General features: G+C 43.5%; 16 protein-coding genes. 5 read left to right on the top strand and 11 right to left on the bottom strand.

Translation table 11 applies throughout. The features are described from left to right. Positions 1 to 82: 82 nt before the first annotated feature. From glpE to GTW09_RS17160, 7 genes are all read right to left on the bottom strand, one after another. Positions 83 to 394 (bottom strand): thiosulfate sulfurtransferase GlpE, encoded by a 312-nt coding sequence (gene glpE / locus GTW09_RS17190; RefSeq protein ID WP_163112849.1) that lies wholly within the window; start codon positions 392 to 394, stop codon positions 83 to 85. Continuing rightward, complete coding sequence (gene tdh, locus GTW09_RS17185) at positions 391 to 1,419, bottom strand: L-threonine 3-dehydrogenase (protein ID WP_163112848.1); 1,029 nt, start codon at positions 1,417 to 1,419, stop codon at positions 391 to 393. The genes glpE and tdh overlap by 4 nt, the downstream gene beginning before the upstream one ends. Then, positions 1,416 to 2,612 carry a glycine C-acetyltransferase gene (locus GTW09_RS17180; RefSeq protein ID WP_163112847.1) on the bottom strand — a complete coding sequence of 399 codons (1,197 nt, stop codon included), beginning with the start codon at positions 2,610 to 2,612 and terminating at the stop codon, positions 1,416 to 1,418. Before GTW09_RS17180 ends, tdh begins: the two co-directional genes overlap by 4 nt. Before the next feature lie 171 nt (positions 2,613 to 2,783). Continuing rightward, a complete protein-coding gene (locus GTW09_RS17175; protein WP_163112846.1) occupies positions 2,784 to 5,246 on the bottom strand; it encodes a putative bifunctional diguanylate cyclase/phosphodiesterase in 2,463 nt (820 codons plus the stop codon). A gap of 7 nt (positions 5,247 to 5,253) precedes the next feature. Then, entirely contained in the window at positions 5,254 to 6,429 is a 1,176-nt protein-coding gene (locus GTW09_RS17170; RefSeq protein WP_163112845.1) for a TonB-dependent receptor, read from the bottom strand. Continuing rightward, positions 6,426 to 6,896 carry a hypothetical protein gene (locus GTW09_RS17165; RefSeq protein WP_163112844.1) on the bottom strand — a complete coding sequence of 157 codons (471 nt, stop codon included), beginning with the start codon at positions 6,894 to 6,896 and terminating at the stop codon, positions 6,426 to 6,428. Before GTW09_RS17165 ends, GTW09_RS17170 begins: the two co-directional genes overlap by 4 nt. A 157-nt stretch (positions 6,897 to 7,053) precedes the next feature. Next, positions 7,054 to 8,058, bottom strand: coding sequence for a glycosyltransferase family 9 protein (locus GTW09_RS17160; RefSeq protein WP_163112843.1), 1,005 nt, complete (start codon positions 8,056 to 8,058; stop codon positions 7,054 to 7,056). Between the two features lie 94 nt (positions 8,059 to 8,152). On the opposite strand from GTW09_RS17160, the gene GTW09_RS17155 reads away from it, so the two are divergent. Together GTW09_RS17155 and coaD are read left to right on the top strand one after the other, a co-directional pair. Further along, positions 8,153 to 8,884: a 3-deoxy-D-manno-octulosonic acid kinase gene (locus tag GTW09_RS17155; RefSeq protein WP_203565818.1), complete on the top strand. Its 732-nt coding sequence runs from the start codon at positions 8,153 to 8,155 to the stop codon at positions 8,882 to 8,884. Between the two features lie 119 nt (positions 8,885 to 9,003). Beyond that, entirely contained in the window at positions 9,004 to 9,489 is a 486-nt protein-coding gene (gene coaD, locus GTW09_RS17150; protein ID WP_071978177.1) for a pantetheine-phosphate adenylyltransferase, read from the top strand. A 23-nt stretch (positions 9,490 to 9,512) separates the two neighbouring features. On the opposite strand, the gene mutM is transcribed toward coaD, so the two are convergent. The 4 genes from mutM to rpmB all read right to left on the bottom strand — a co-directional run bounded on the left by mutM (position 9,513) and on the right by rpmB (position 11,445). Beyond that, entirely contained in the window at positions 9,513 to 10,322 is an 810-nt protein-coding gene (gene mutM / locus GTW09_RS17145) for a bifunctional DNA-formamidopyrimidine glycosylase/DNA-(apurinic or apyrimidinic site) lyase (protein WP_163112841.1), read from the bottom strand. Beyond that, on the bottom strand, positions 10,323 to 10,787 hold the full coding sequence (locus tag GTW09_RS17140) for a hypothetical protein (protein ID WP_163112840.1): 465 nt from the start codon (positions 10,785 to 10,787) through the stop codon (positions 10,323 to 10,325). It lies immediately after the preceding gene. 254 nt (positions 10,788 to 11,041) lie between these two features. Then, positions 11,042 to 11,197, bottom strand: coding sequence for a 50S ribosomal protein L33 (gene rpmG, locus GTW09_RS17135; RefSeq protein WP_013786148.1), 156 nt, complete (start codon positions 11,195 to 11,197; stop codon positions 11,042 to 11,044). Between the two features lie 11 nt (positions 11,198 to 11,208). Further along, a complete protein-coding gene (gene rpmB, locus GTW09_RS17130) occupies positions 11,209 to 11,445 on the bottom strand; it encodes a 50S ribosomal protein L28 (protein ID WP_032094753.1) in 237 nt (78 codons plus the stop codon). Positions 11,446 to 11,815: 370 nt separating this feature from the next. Here rpmB and GTW09_RS17125 point away from each other — a divergent pair, with 370 nt between their 5' ends. Genes GTW09_RS17125 through GTW09_RS17115 form a run of 3 tightly spaced genes read left to right on the top strand, consistent with a single transcriptional unit; the run spans position 11,816 to position 14,326 of the window. After that, a complete protein-coding gene (locus tag GTW09_RS17125; RefSeq protein ID WP_163112839.1) occupies positions 11,816 to 12,889 on the top strand; it encodes a CDP-glycerol glycerophosphotransferase family protein in 1,074 nt (357 codons plus the stop codon). A gap of 13 nt (positions 12,890 to 12,902) precedes the next feature. Further along, the gene (locus GTW09_RS17120; protein WP_163112838.1) at positions 12,903 to 13,301 is read left to right on the top strand and encodes an FAD synthase family protein; all 399 of its coding nucleotides are present in this window, start codon (positions 12,903 to 12,905) and stop codon (positions 13,299 to 13,301) included. Then, positions 13,298 to 14,326 carry a CDP-glycerol glycerophosphotransferase family protein gene (locus GTW09_RS17115; protein WP_163112837.1) on the top strand — a complete coding sequence of 343 codons (1,029 nt, stop codon included), beginning with the start codon at positions 13,298 to 13,300 and terminating at the stop codon, positions 14,324 to 14,326. Before GTW09_RS17120 ends, GTW09_RS17115 begins: the two co-directional genes overlap by 4 nt. Positions 14,327 to 14,330: the final 4 nt, after the last annotated feature.

Here is a 14,330-nt window from a genome sequence, read left to right as displayed (position 1 = left end):
CTGTAAACACCATATAGGTATTACGTCATTAGTAAATAGGAGGAAGAGAAGAAAAGGTGCACAAGGCACCTTTTTACTGGAACTATTCTGTGTCGACAGGATTGGCTAAACGCCACGCTTCGAAACCGCCATCCATACTATAGACAGTCTCAAAACCTTGCTGAGCAATAACTTGGGCGGCTTGTTGACTGCTCACACCGTGATAACACACCACTACCACGGGTTTGTCTTTCGGAGTCTGCTCTACAAACTCAGAAAAATTATCGTTATTTAACGGCTTTGCATTAGGTATGTGCCCATTGGCATAAGACTGCGGGTCGCGAATATCGACTATAGATACATCGCCTTTAAAGTCAGCGACATCTTGTACACTAATGTGTGAAAACGTGGTCATGATTGCCAGTCCAAAATAACTTTTCCAGATTGCCCAGAGCCCATGGTATCAAAACCTTTCTGAAAGTCATCAACGCTGTAGGTATGAGTGATTATGGGCGACAAATCTAGCCCGCTTTGCAGCAAACTTGCCATTTTATACCAGGTTTCGAACATTTCTCGTCCGTAGATACCCTTAATCACTAAGCCTTTAAAAATAACTTGGTTCCAATCAATGGCCACATCGCTTGGTGGTATACCAAGCATTGCCACCTTACCGCCGTGGTTCATTTTATTGAGCATATCGCGCAGAGCTACTGGTACACCAGACATCTCTAAACCCACGTCGAAGCCTTCGGTCATGCCCAGACTGTCCATGACATCTTGCAAATTCTCTTTAGATACATCGACAGCACGGCTGGCGCCCATTTTTTCAGCTAACGCTAAACGGTATGGGTTGATGTCTGTTATAACCACGTGTCGGGCGCCAACATGCTTAGCCACTGCTGCAGCCATAATGCCTATAGGGCCAGCACCTGTTATAAGCACGTCTTCGCCTACAAGGTCGAAGCTGAGTGCGGTATGCACTGCATTGCCAAACGGGTCAAAGATAGATGCCAGTTCGTCGCTAATGTTATGAGGAATTTTAAACGCGTTGAACGCAGGAATAACCAAAAATTCAGCAAACGCACCAGGACGGTTTACGCCAACGCCCTCTGTATTGCGGCACAAATGTCTGCGCCCAGCTCTACAGTTTCGGCAATGGCCGCAGGTAATATGACCTTCTCCAGATACTCGGTCGCCAATGTCAAAGCCTTTGACTTCCTGTCCCATGCCTACCACTTCGCCCACGTACTCGTGACCAACGACCATAGGTACAGGAATAGTCTGTTGAGACCATTCATCCCAGTTGTAGATATGCATATCGGTTCCGCAAATGGCGGTCTTGCGAATTTTGATCAGTAAGTCGTTATGGCCTACTTCTGGCTTTGGCGTGTCTTCTAACCAAATGCCCCGCTCAGCCTTCGCTTTTACTAATGATTTCATGCTATGACTCCCATTTCTTTGCCCACTTCAATAAACGCGTCTATCGCTCTATCGACGTGTTCAAGAGAGTGGCCAGCTGACATTTGCGTACGAATACGAGCCTGTCCTTTTGGCACTACTGGGTAAGAAAAGCCAATAACGTACACGCCTTTTTCAAGCAGCTTGTCGGCCATTTCGCTCGCTAAGCGAGCATCACCTAGCATGACTGGGATAATAGCGTGATCTTTGCCTGCTAACGTAAAACCAGCCTCTTCCATACGATTGCGGAAATGCTCTGCATTGCGCCACAGTTTTGCTCGCAGTTCATCGCCATCTTTCATCATTTCAAACACTTTAAGCGATGCGGCAACAATAGGTGGCGCAACTGAGTTAGAGAAAAGATAAGGGCGAGAGCGCTGGCGCAACCATTCAACCACTTCTTTTTTGCCCGACGTGTAACCGCCTGAAGCACCGCCTAATGCTTTGCCAAGTGTACCGGTTATGATATCTACGCGGTCAAGTACACCGCAGTATTCGTGGCTACCTCGCCCATTTTCCCCGAGAAAACCTGTAGCGTGGCAGTCATCTACCATTACCATAGCATCGTACTTGCCTGCCAAGTCACAAATAGAGGCAAGGTCGGCAATCACACCGTCCATAGAAAACACACCGTCAGTTGCAATAACCTTAAAACGGGCGCCTTCTTCGTTTGCCTTAATTAGCTGCTCTTCCAATGCAACCATGTCGTTATTTGCATAGCGGTAGCGTCTTGCTTTACTCAAACGGACGCCATCAATGATACTTGCGTGGTTGAGCGCATCTGAAATAATAGCATCTTCGGGGCCTAGAATAGTTTCAAACAGGCCGCCGTTAGCGTCAAAGCATGATGGGTAAAGAATAGTATCTTCGGTACCTAAGAACTCACTTATAGATGACTCTAGCTGCTTGTGAATGTCTTGCGTGCCGCAGATAAACCTTACCGATGCAACGCCAAAACCGTGCGTATCTAAGCCTTGCTTGGCCGCTTCAATTAATTGTTCGTTATTTGCGAGGCCAAGGTAATTATTGGCACAGAAGTTAACGACATGGTCTCCGTTAGCAACATCAATATCAGCTTGCTGCTGAGAAGTGATCACGCGTTCTTTTTTATATAAACCATCTTGCTTGGTGGCTTCAATTTGCGATTGCAAATGCGAAATAAATGCCGCTGACATGCCGTTCTCCGAAATAAATAAAAGTGTATTTTAGTAAAAGCCTAGTGAGGGGTATACAGTGATACGTTCTATTTCATAGGAAAGCCGATGAAGTGTGTAAATTATTTAGCACACTTATAGTAATCAAGATGGTAGTAATCACGATGGCCAGACTCGAGTTTTGGATGAAAGTTAGCTAGTAGTGCCGGTCGACTTTGAAAGTTTCCAATATCCACCTTCAACATACTTATTTAATACACTCCAAACCTGATGCTCTGGAATTGGCTTGCTAATCATGTAACCCTGACCATAATCGCATTCAAAATCACACAGTAAGTCATATTGAGCTTGTGTCTCGATACCTTCGGCAACCACCTGCATACCCATGTTACGTACCATAGACACAGTGGAATTAACGATATTGCGGTCGTCGGTATCATTGGTAATATTTGACACAAAGGAGCGGTCAATTTTTATATAGTCTGCAGGCAGAGACTTAAGATAGCTCAATGACGAATATCCTGTCCCAAAATCATCTATGGCCAACATGCACCCCATATTGCGAATGGTTTGCATAATATCTCTCGCTCGCTTTATATCCGACACTAACACCGTCTCTGTCAGTTCTAGACACACTTGCTCGGGCGCTATTTCGTTACGTTCGATCTGTTGCTGTAAATAGTCAGGTAAGCTGGGGTCGATAAACTGACCGGCCGATACATTTATTGCTACCTTAATGTCAGGGAAACCACTGTGACCCAGCTCCTGAATCAGTGAGCAGGCTCTCGCTATTACCCAATAGTCTAGTTCAAGCATAAAGGTGGTATTTTCTAAAAGCGGAATGAAGTCTGCTGGCGAAATAGCACCTTTGGTCGGGTGGTACCAACGCAGTAAGGCTTCAAAGCCTATCACTTTACCTGATTTCATGGCTACTTGAGGCTGTAGCGCCAGACTAAACTGGTTTTCTCTCAGCGCTTCTCGAGCTTCAGACTCTAGCTCGACCTTTTGCATTACGGCCAGGTTCATTTTAGCTTCATACACTCTGTAAGCTGCACCTTGCTTAGATTTTGCCGCGTACATGGCAATATCTGCATGCCTCAATAATTCAACAGGGCTAGCTTGAGAATGGCTCGTTATAGCAATTCCAATGCTTACTGAAATATAAAACTTGTACCCTTCGATAATAATAGGGGTAGCGAATTCATTGATTAGCTTGTTGGCAATATCATCGACCTGGGTGCGCTCCTCAATATCAGAAAGCAACACCACAAACTCGTCTCCACCAAATCGCGATGCGATATCACTCTCTCGAATGGGGCGGGATATTCGCATTGCCGCAGCTTTGAGCAGCGCGTCGCCTACATCGTGACCGTGGCTATCGTTTACTTTTTTAAAATCATCCAAATCCATGAACATGAGTGCCACTAGCTTTTCATCACGAAAAGAACGGGCAAGTTGCTTTTCAATCTGAAACGTAAGCATGTTTCGGTTGGGAAGCCCCGTAAGCGCATCGAACATGGCCATTTTTTCTAGCTTTGCTGTGTTGATAGCCATTTGACCGTCAAAATCTTCGAGCTGTTTCGCTAAATTATTGGCAGCGTTCTCTACCACATCTAATTCATCGACAAAGGTTACGTTTGATAAGCGTTTCTGCTTAGCGGCCACGGCATGGAATTCATAAAACTTGTGATCGGCTAACAAGGGGAGCCGCTCACTAATAGAAAGCAACCGCTTTTTATAACCGTTCAAAAAGAGGTAGAGCAGAATGGTAAAAATGAGGAATAAAACGATAGCCGAACCAACAACTACCGCCTGATATTGTTTAGTTTGCTGAACAACAGCCGTCACATCTTGCACCAACAAAAGGTACGGGCGGTTTGCATTACTTTTCGAAAACGGCAGCAAACTTATCAGCAACTGTTGCTCGCCAAGAGTGATATTAACCCCTCTGCTGGTTAGGCGATTAATAGACCAGTCAGGCGGTAAGCTATCGAACACCTGCGTTATATATTGACGATTTGCCGCAGAAAGCTGGCTAGCAATAGATAATGCAGCTTGGCTGCTTTTATCAGTGCCTTGCTTCACGATTGCCACCTTGTGCACACCGGCGGCTCGGTTAAATAAATAAAGTAGTTCGCGTAAAGATGTCGAAACCACCACAACCGGGATAGTGTCATTGCTACTCATTAGTGGAATAGACATGTAGTGCGTGCACACCTTGGCGCAAAAAATAGTAGAGCGGCTTTCTATGTTATTTCGGGTTGCTCTGACAAGTTGCTCCACAGCCTGGCGTGATTGATTGACACTTTGTCCAACAGGACCTGCCTCATCGAAAAGTATTAGCTCTTCGACCTGAAAATTGAGGGTAAAATAGTCAGACAGATTGTCCAGCGTGCGTTTTAGTTCATCAAGACTTTTATATTGAAGCTCTCTTTGCTGACTCACCACATCAATAAGGTTAATCATGCGGTTGTGCAGCACTTCTTCAAAAAGTTGAATTCGACGTTGATGGCTGACTTGGCTTTCTCGCTGCTGAAGCAATAAGCTAGCTTCCGACTCTTTAATTAGTAGTGCGGAGACAACAATAGTCACGGTTAAGACCATCGCCAACAGTATGGTGATGGTCTTAGTCGTGAAAGATACTTGAACCTTCATGGTATCTCTACCACCAATACATCAGTTGCAGAGACCACATATCCCAGTTTTTATCAGCCTGCTCTGCAACATTCAGGTTGAGAAGACTGACGACGCGCGTAGCGCCTTCAACCCAGTGATATTCTCCCTGCAGCCTCCATTTTGGAGCAATATCCCAGCGCAGCCCTATAGTCGTTGTGTCTTGATAACCAAAGTAAGCAGGGACAGCACCGCCAGTAGACTGCTCTAACAACTTTCCATCTCTATCGTTTCGATCATTATCATAGGTGTCGTAACCAACTAATCCGCTTAACTCACTGTTAAATAGATATCTGAGCTGGACAAAACCGCCTTGCCCTCGGCGCTTTTGATCAAAGTCTGGTGCAAAAAGCCCTTTGCTATGTTGAGTTTCAGAGAGAAGCTCCATGGAGAATTCCCACTGCTCTGCAAAATATTGTGCAGATAGCATGAACCTCTCTATGTTTGCATTACCCGCAAGACGATTATCTTGCGCTGCAGGTGTATAGCTAAAATCAGAATTGAGCCAACTCACTCCCACCTTCCATGTCATGGATGATGGCTGCCAAAACACGCTCGCCTGATGCACAAAATCTTGCTTCGCCTTACCGTTTGCTTCCTCACCTAACAAAAAATTCCGCTGCGCATCGTTTATATGAGAACGACCATAGCTCCAATTTATTTCCCATATATTGTTTTCCCCAAAATGGGTAAAACTGGTTAATACACCGTTACTGCCTAACGCAATATCGCGAAAGCCATCGAAATACACCGACTGAGGAAGCACAGCGGTGTAACGGGTTTGCGGTACATCCCGGGTTACAGAGTAAAGCCAGTGTCTGTTTTTAAAGCGTCCTGCATGAATGTGGGCTTGCCACCCTGCGCCCAAATCAGGAATTTTCCAGTCGACAAAAAGATAGTCAAGACGTGTGCCTTGCTCAAACCGGTTGCCGCCATCTAGATAGTTTATTTGCCCAGCAATAGATAAATTTTCAGACAGTCGATATAAGCCGTTAATGCCAATTTCAGTGAGTTCTGCAGTAACAGCGTTATTGTCGGTGATAAAACTGCTGTCTCTAGACTGCGTTAGCCCTTGAGAAACATATCCATGCCAAGAAAAATCTGACTGAGCAGAGAGAGCAGTAAAACTGCTTACAAGCAGCGAAAAACAAACCAATACTTTCATTTTTCTTCTACCTCTATGCGACGAAGTTTAACAATGTCGTTTTTGTCGCCATAACCAATAGCTCCCTCTGTTGACTCGAGCGCTTTTATTAAAGCGTTATATGTTGATACCCGTACAGGTGTAACGCCTTGCCCCGAGTAGGTTAATTGATCCCATAACCGAGATAGCTGATAAGGAAACATCTGTAAGATGTCTCTACAAAATTGCTGATGTAGTTCGTCGCTGTCTTGCAATACAAATACGGTGATTTTTGTTCCGTCTTGCCAGTATTGGCGATGACCTGTGAATATTTGTCGCAGCTCAGAACGATTAAGCTGAGACACGGTGACACTGTCATGAGCCATTACTTTTAACTCCGCCGCATGTAAAAAAGACGAAGTCATAATTATTGTCATAACAACAAGAAAAGTACGATAAGAAATAAGAGAAAAAGACTCTACGAGCCGCCTTATCAAGGGCGTTTTCATTTGGTAACAGCTCCCTGTTGTTGAGCAACAGTCTTTAATGAAATAAAAAGCACTGTGCTTGTTGAAATATTCAACTTTATTTTAGAGAAATAGAGCAATTAAGGTTGCTAAACACAGTGTAGTTACAAGCTGAACAATTTACCCAGAAAAAAGCAAGCTAAACCATATAGCCACTAACTTTTTCTTTTACTTGTTCGATGGAAATTCTTTCCATTAGGTGGCTGCCTTTTGCTCTTATCCCCCACGGTAGCTTGCGCCATGACTTGCCTTTTTGCTCTTCTATGCATTCATTATAAACGGACACAACATCATCAAGATTATTATATGGGCCTGTTCTAAGAGGGTTTGAATGCGCATAAAGCCCAATAACAGGGGTGCCAACGGTGGTCGCCATATGTGCAGGGCCAGTATCTGGTGCGATAACTAAATCTGCGTGTTTAAGTAACATAAGCAACTGATGAAGCGACGTTTTTCCCGTGAAATCCTGTAACTCCGTGGCTGCATGGTGCTTAATGGCGTCAGCAGTCTCTCTATCGAGCTTTCCTGGGCCGCCGCAGAGTATTACATTTACATTTTGTTGTTGAATATAATCAGCAATACTCGCGTATCGTTCTGGCAACCAATTGCGTTCGGCTTTGCTAGCAGCTGGGGCAATAACGATATACTTACCTAATTTTTGAGCTTGTTGACGCGCCCATAATTTATCTTCGTCAGACACTGGAATGTCCCATTTCAGCTTCTCTACACTGGGCACGCCGAGTGCATCTGCAAAATCCATGAAACCGTCTAAAACATGGGCATGCTTCCTACTTGCTACACGCTTATTCGCAAATAACCAATGAAGTTCTTTACTGCGTGTCCAATCGAAGCCAATGCGCAGCTTTGCATTGATTACCCGAGACGCTAAGTTAGCTCTAAGCGCCACTTGCATCATCAGTAGCGCATCAAATACCTCGTCTTTAACCGCATGTTTAAGATCGTCTACAGCCGCCTTTCCACGTTTTTTGTCAAAAATAATGAAACGAATATTGGGCATAAGCCTAACTAACTGGTATTCAACTTTACCGATAACCCATGTAATTTCAGTATCAGGCCACGCTGTTTGGATTCGATTGACCATCGCCACGGCATGACACACGTCGCCAATGGCTGATAAACGCATTAAACAAATCTTTTTTCCCACTTAGCGCTCTCTCATTGCTGAAAAACTTAAATAAATCGTTAGAATGTTAAATTTACCATAAGTTGTGAAAAACATGGCGATAATACGACGAGACCTAGGTGCCGGACACCACTTTCTATACGATGACGCCATTAGTGATGCCCTCGATGAAGAACTTGGCATCGACACTTTCACGCCCGAATATTGGCAGTTTCAAAATAAAATTACCGGTAAAGCAAAAGGCCGCGGCACTACCCTGTTTATTGAACACAACCATCATCAGTGGGTATTAAGGCACTACCAACGCGGCGGAATGATTGGCAAAGTGCTAAGCGATCAGTATCTGTTCACTGGTGTAGAGCACTCACGGCCATTCGAAGAGTTTAGGCTGCTGGCTGCTATGCGAAAAGAAGGTCTAAAGGTCCCCCTTCCGGTTGCGGCTCGCATCCATCGCCGAGGGGTAATTTACCGAGGTGACCTTATTACCGAAAAAATTCCCAACAGCCAAGATTTGCATCGCGTTTTATGCCAAAAGCCATTAGGAAAAGACCTATGGCGCAGCGTTGGCGAAGCCATGGCAGCTATGCACAAGTGTCAGGTTCACCATCACGATGCAAATATTCGTAATATCATGATGGATGATGACCAACAAATATGGCTGATTGATTTTGACCGTTGTCGCAAACGCAAAGGACATCACTGGAAAACGAGTAACTTAGACAGACTATTGCGCTCACTACAAAAAGAGAAAAACAAAAACCCTATATTTCATTGGTCTTTTGATGATTGGCAGTATTGCCTCGATGGCTATCACTCAATGCTATGAGGTGAAAGTAATAAGTTGAATGCAAAGGGTGTCATGCTTGGCCTGGTTTGTTCAGGCATTAACTGTGATACATTAGTGCCGTAAATCACTCTGACTACACAACTAAAAGATTTAACAATATGCATACACGAGCACTCTACCCGGGAACGTTTGATCCAATAACAAACGGTCATGCCGACTTAATCGAACGCGCTTCTAAATTGTTTTCTCACGTTATTATTGCCATTGCTTCTAACCCTAGTAAAAAGCCTCTTTTCACATTAGAAGAGCGGGTAGAGATGATTAAGCAAGTCACAGCAGATTTAGCGAATGTAGAAGTAGTTGGTTTTACAGGCTTGCTTGCAGACTTTGCCGATGAACAAAACGCCACCATACTTATTCGCGGGCTACGTGCAGTATCAGATTTCGAGTATGAATTTCAACTCGCCAATATGAATAGACGACTGAACCCGAAGCTAGAGAGTATTTTCCTCACCCCAGCAGAAGAAAACTCATTTATTTCTTCAACACTGGTAAAAGAAGTTGCGCTTCATAGAGGTGCCGTAGACGGATTTTGTCATCCCGTAGTAGAAGCCGCACTGCGAGAGCGATTGGGAAAGAAATAATCTTTAAAGCTCAGCTTTATAAGTTAGCGCTGACAATGAAGACAGAAAAAAGTGTTTCGCTGCCCAATCACTTTGCTTTGGATCATGTTTCCACACACTTCACAGTTTTCGCCTTTTTTACCATAAACGTTAAGGTGCTGAGCAAAGTAACCCGGGTTACCATCAGTCTGAGCAAAGTCTTTAAGTGTAGTTCCACCTTGCGTGATTGCCTTTGCAAGCACGAGCTTAATGTTTTCAGTTAAGCGCTTATATCGCTCAGCGCTAATTCGCCCTGCCTGTCTTCGAGGGTCGATACCGGCTAAAAACAAAGCCTCGTTGGCATAAATATTCCCCACACCTACCACTACGGCGTTATCCATAATAAAGCTTTTTACCGGGCTTTTTTTACCTCGCGACAATGCAAAGAGACGATTATCGTCAAACGCGTCAGTAAGCGGCTCTGGGCCTAAGTTATTAAAAAGCGTCAATGCTGCATTGGGGGCTTGGAATAACACTGCGCCAAAGCGCCTAGGGTCATTTAAACGTAAACATAGGCCTGTGTTTAATACAATATCGACATGATCGTGTTTTATCAGCGGAGTAGACGCGTCAATAACCCTTAGCTTGCCAGACATGCCCAGATGCAGTACCAAGCTGCCCACATCGGTTTCAATTAGCAGATACTTGGCTCTTCGTTTAACATCATTGATTTTATGCCCTACCACTAACGAGACGTCGTCAGGTATAGGCCATCGCATGCGCCGTTCTCGAACAATAATATTGTCGATTGTATTGTTGATGAGATGCGGTGATACACCTAAACGGCTAACTTCAACTTCCGGTAACTCAGGCATTTACTTTTTCCATGGCAGTAGTGTATCTAAACTAACCTCTTGTAATGTATACCAGGCATTATCGACTTCGACGAGAGTAGATGAAGAGCGTGGATAAAAGCCGTAAACGCGGCCATTTTCTTCACCGGCCAGCCAAACAACAACAACTAGAGGCTCTTCTCCAGCTACCTCACTTGCCACCGACGGAGCACGTTGTAATATGCCATTCTGCCAACCTAGCAGTTGCGCTTCTGGGCTTATTGACGGCGTGTGCTCAACGGTACGCTGAAGCCACTGCTGCCCCTGTCGTATTAGCTGGTTCCCATCATGCTCTATCTTCAACAGATAGGCGTTTTGTGGCAATAAACTGCGAAACTCGGACGCTCCCTTCTTAGGAAGAAAACTGTCTATATTAAACAAAGCAATCATGATCAACATGGCAACGATGACCACATTGTTCATTGCACGTTGTGAAAGTCTTGCCACTATATCGACCTGCTATCATAAAAGTGCTCATATCATAAAGGTTGAACGTTAGAGATACCAATTCAATCCCCTATCACTACTATAATTAAAAACTAAAAGGCGTGGATAGATCAAAGCAGACGATGTTCAAATAGATACTTAAACTTGTGTCATCACAAAGATCGCAGGATGATCTGAGTATTTCAAAACGCAAAAAACCCGGCAAAGGCCGGGTTTTCGTGGAGACAAAAGCAAGTGCTCTTTCTAAAAGGGCTTTACTTGATTTTTGCCTCTTTGAACATAACGTGCTTACGCACAACAGGATCAAACTTTTTGATCTCCATTTTGCCTGGCATGTTACGTTTGTTCTTATCAGTGGTGTAGAAAAAACCTGTACCTGCTGAAGAAACTAGTTTAATTTTATCGCGCATTGTCGGCTTCCTTAGATTTTCTCACCACGGGCACGAACATCAGCTAATACTGAGTCGATACCTTTCTTATCGATGATACGCATGCCTTTAGCAGACAAACGTAGTTTAACAAAACGGCTTTCGCTCTCAACCCAAAAACGGTGTGTTTGAAGGTTTGGCAAAAAGCGACGACGGGTCGCATTTCTTGCGTGTGAACGGTTATTACCAACCGTTGGACGCTTACCTGTTACTTGACATACTCTTGACATTGTATTTGTCTCCAGAACAACGATAACTGTCGCGCCAGTCAATCCCACCGCTCAAACAGTCGTTGGGTCAAATGACGTATTACTATAAATTAGAGGGCGCATTTTATACAGCAAAGGCAGGATCATTTCAATAAGAAAGTAAAAAAAGGTCACTTTTTAGCTGTTTTTTCCACGATCTTGGTATATCTACTACTAATTACTGTACTTTAATTAATAACCGCAACCCACACCCGATTATTTTTGTGGTAACTTACGGTGAACAATAGGCTCATTAGAAAGCCACAAATAAAGTGGGCGCAAACATACCACGGGTGCTCAAGCGCGTCACTAAAATAAAAAGCAACTATGCGAAAAATAGGTCACGTATCATATGACAAAGTCCGTCATTTTTGATGTTCAGCATCTTTACTACCTCCCTCAGTATTTTCCTGTCGCAAATGCACTCAAAGAATCGGGTGTAGAGGTAGAGTTTGTTTTACATCCAGAACCGGGCTACGACGAAGTAAAAACACAAAAGTTAGATGCTGATGGTTTTCAGTACCATTTTATTCCTGATGAATGCACCACACTGTCGTTTTATCAGACAAGAAGGGTAGATTGGATAATATTTGGCAATGTTCCGCCTTTTTCAGCGGCTGATAAGTCTACGCTTCATGCTAAATTGGCGCTTATGCAGCATGGAATTGGGCCTAAAGCCTGCTATTACAGCGTGTCTGAATATCCCTTCGATGTTCGCTTTGTTAAGGGAGAGAGCCGACTTACCCGCCTCAAAGCACTTTTTCCTACCAAAAAATTTGTCGACACGGGATACGCTAAATTAGACCCTATTTTCGCAGGAACTCCACCACCAAAAACGATTGACCAATTAGGGCTCGATAGCGATAAGCCAACGATACTTTACGCTCCAACGTTTTTCCCAAGCAGCATAGAGAAATTTAAAAAAGATTGGCCGCAAACGCTTCAAATGTATAACCTTATTATAATGCCACACTTTTTTAGTATGACGAAAAAGAAGTACCGCAACCAAAAAGAAAAAATAGAGCGATGGGCGTCTTTTGATAATGTATACGTGGCGAACAAACACGAATTTTGTCTGGTTTCATTTATGCAAATTGCCGATGTAATGCTGTCAGACGCATCATCTGCTATATTCGAATTCGCAGCGATAGATAAACCCGTTGTGTGGTGCGATTTTTCGCAAACACGATGGAGCTATTCTGGCCTTTTTAAGTTCAGATTAAAGAAGCGACTCGACTCAGATCTGTCTCTATTTAATGATATTGCCCATAGAGCTACATCTCCTAACTGTGCTAATAAGCTCATTGCGCAGTGCGTTCAGTCACCACAGAAAAAAAGCGAAACCCGCCAAACTATTACAAATAAAATGGTTGGCAAAAAGGATGGGCAGTGTAGTCAACGTATTGCTCAATATCTCATACAATAAATAAGGTGCAACATTGCGAAGAGTAATTACATTCGGTACATTTGATGTGCTTCACATCGGTCACGTCAGAATTCTACAACGCGCCAGAGCCCACGGAGATCACCTTACTGTAGGCCTTTCCTCTGATGAACTAAATTTCAGTAAGAAGGGGCGAAACCCTATCTATCCGTTTTCAAATCGCTCTGAGTTACTTAGTTCTATGCGCTTTGTTGATGACGTATTTATGGAAGAGTCGCTTGAGAAAAAGCGAGATTATATTCTTCAACATGAAGCAGACGTGTTAGTGATGGGCAACGATTGGGAAGGTAAATTTGATGAATTTAGTGATGTTTGTGAAGTAGTTTATCTTCCTAGGACACCATCAATATCCACTACAGAAATCATTGAAATAATAAAAGACGTTAACGGATGAAGTTTTTACTCTATCTTTCACAAAACTACTCTTTTGAAATTATGCGGCCATTGTCTAACCTGATGTTAGAACAAGGTCATGATGTGCGTTGGTTTGTGGAAGGTAGCGAAGTAAACAAAAGCCATTTTCAAAGCGAAGATGTTGTTTTGCCAACGATTTCGGAAGTTATCATATTTAAACCCGATGCTTGTTTTCTCCCTGGTAATGTTGCCCCATCTTTCATCCCAGGTTTAAAAGTTCAGCTATTTCACGGCTTTGAGTGGAAAAAGAAAGGTCATTTCAAAATTAGAGAATGCTTCGACCTCTATTGCACACAAGGTCCATTTTTTACTAAGAAATTTAACGAGCTGAGAAACGTTCATCCTCATTTTACGGTAAAAGAAACTGGATGGACAAAGCTAGACGAACTGTTTAAGACACACAGCTCAAAACGCGAGAAAGACTCCGTCCCCACTATTCTTTACGCTCCCACGTTCTCACCAAGTTTTAGTTCTGCCGACGCACTGTTTCTACAAATGTCAGAGCTTAGTAAAAAGCGGGCGTGGAAGTGGAAGGTGAAATTCCACCCCAAAATGAATAAGAATTCTATTAACACATTTAAACAGGCTCAGCATGAGCACTTTGAAGTCGTTGAGGCTCCTAGCATTATACCTTTACTGCAACAAGCTGATGTGATGGTGTCAGACACCTCTTCAGCAATTACTGAGTTTCTGCTTCTCGGTAAGCCTGTCGTAACATTTAATAATGCTCAGCCAGAACCAGTACTTATCAATATAGATAATGCCAACAAGCTAGAAAACGCTGTTGAAAAAGCACTGGAGATGGATGAAATGCTGGCTAATAGTATAAAAAGCTATGGTCAAAATATGCACCCTTACACTGATGGATTATCAGCAAAGCGAGTGCTAGAAGCGACTATAGATGAAATTAATAATTACCCGCGCAAAGAAAATGTAGCGAAACCAAAAAATTGGTTTCGCAATTTGAAACTGCGCAAGCGACTCGGCTACTGGGCTCTGAAATAAGCTT

This window comes from Alteromonas hispanica, assembly GCF_010500915.1.
In the GTDB taxonomy this organism is placed as follows: Bacteria; Pseudomonadota; Gammaproteobacteria; order Enterobacterales; family Alteromonadaceae; genus Alteromonas; species Alteromonas hispanica.
The sequence above is the reverse complement of the archived record's forward strand: the minus strand, read 5'-3'. Positions and strand labels throughout refer to the sequence as shown.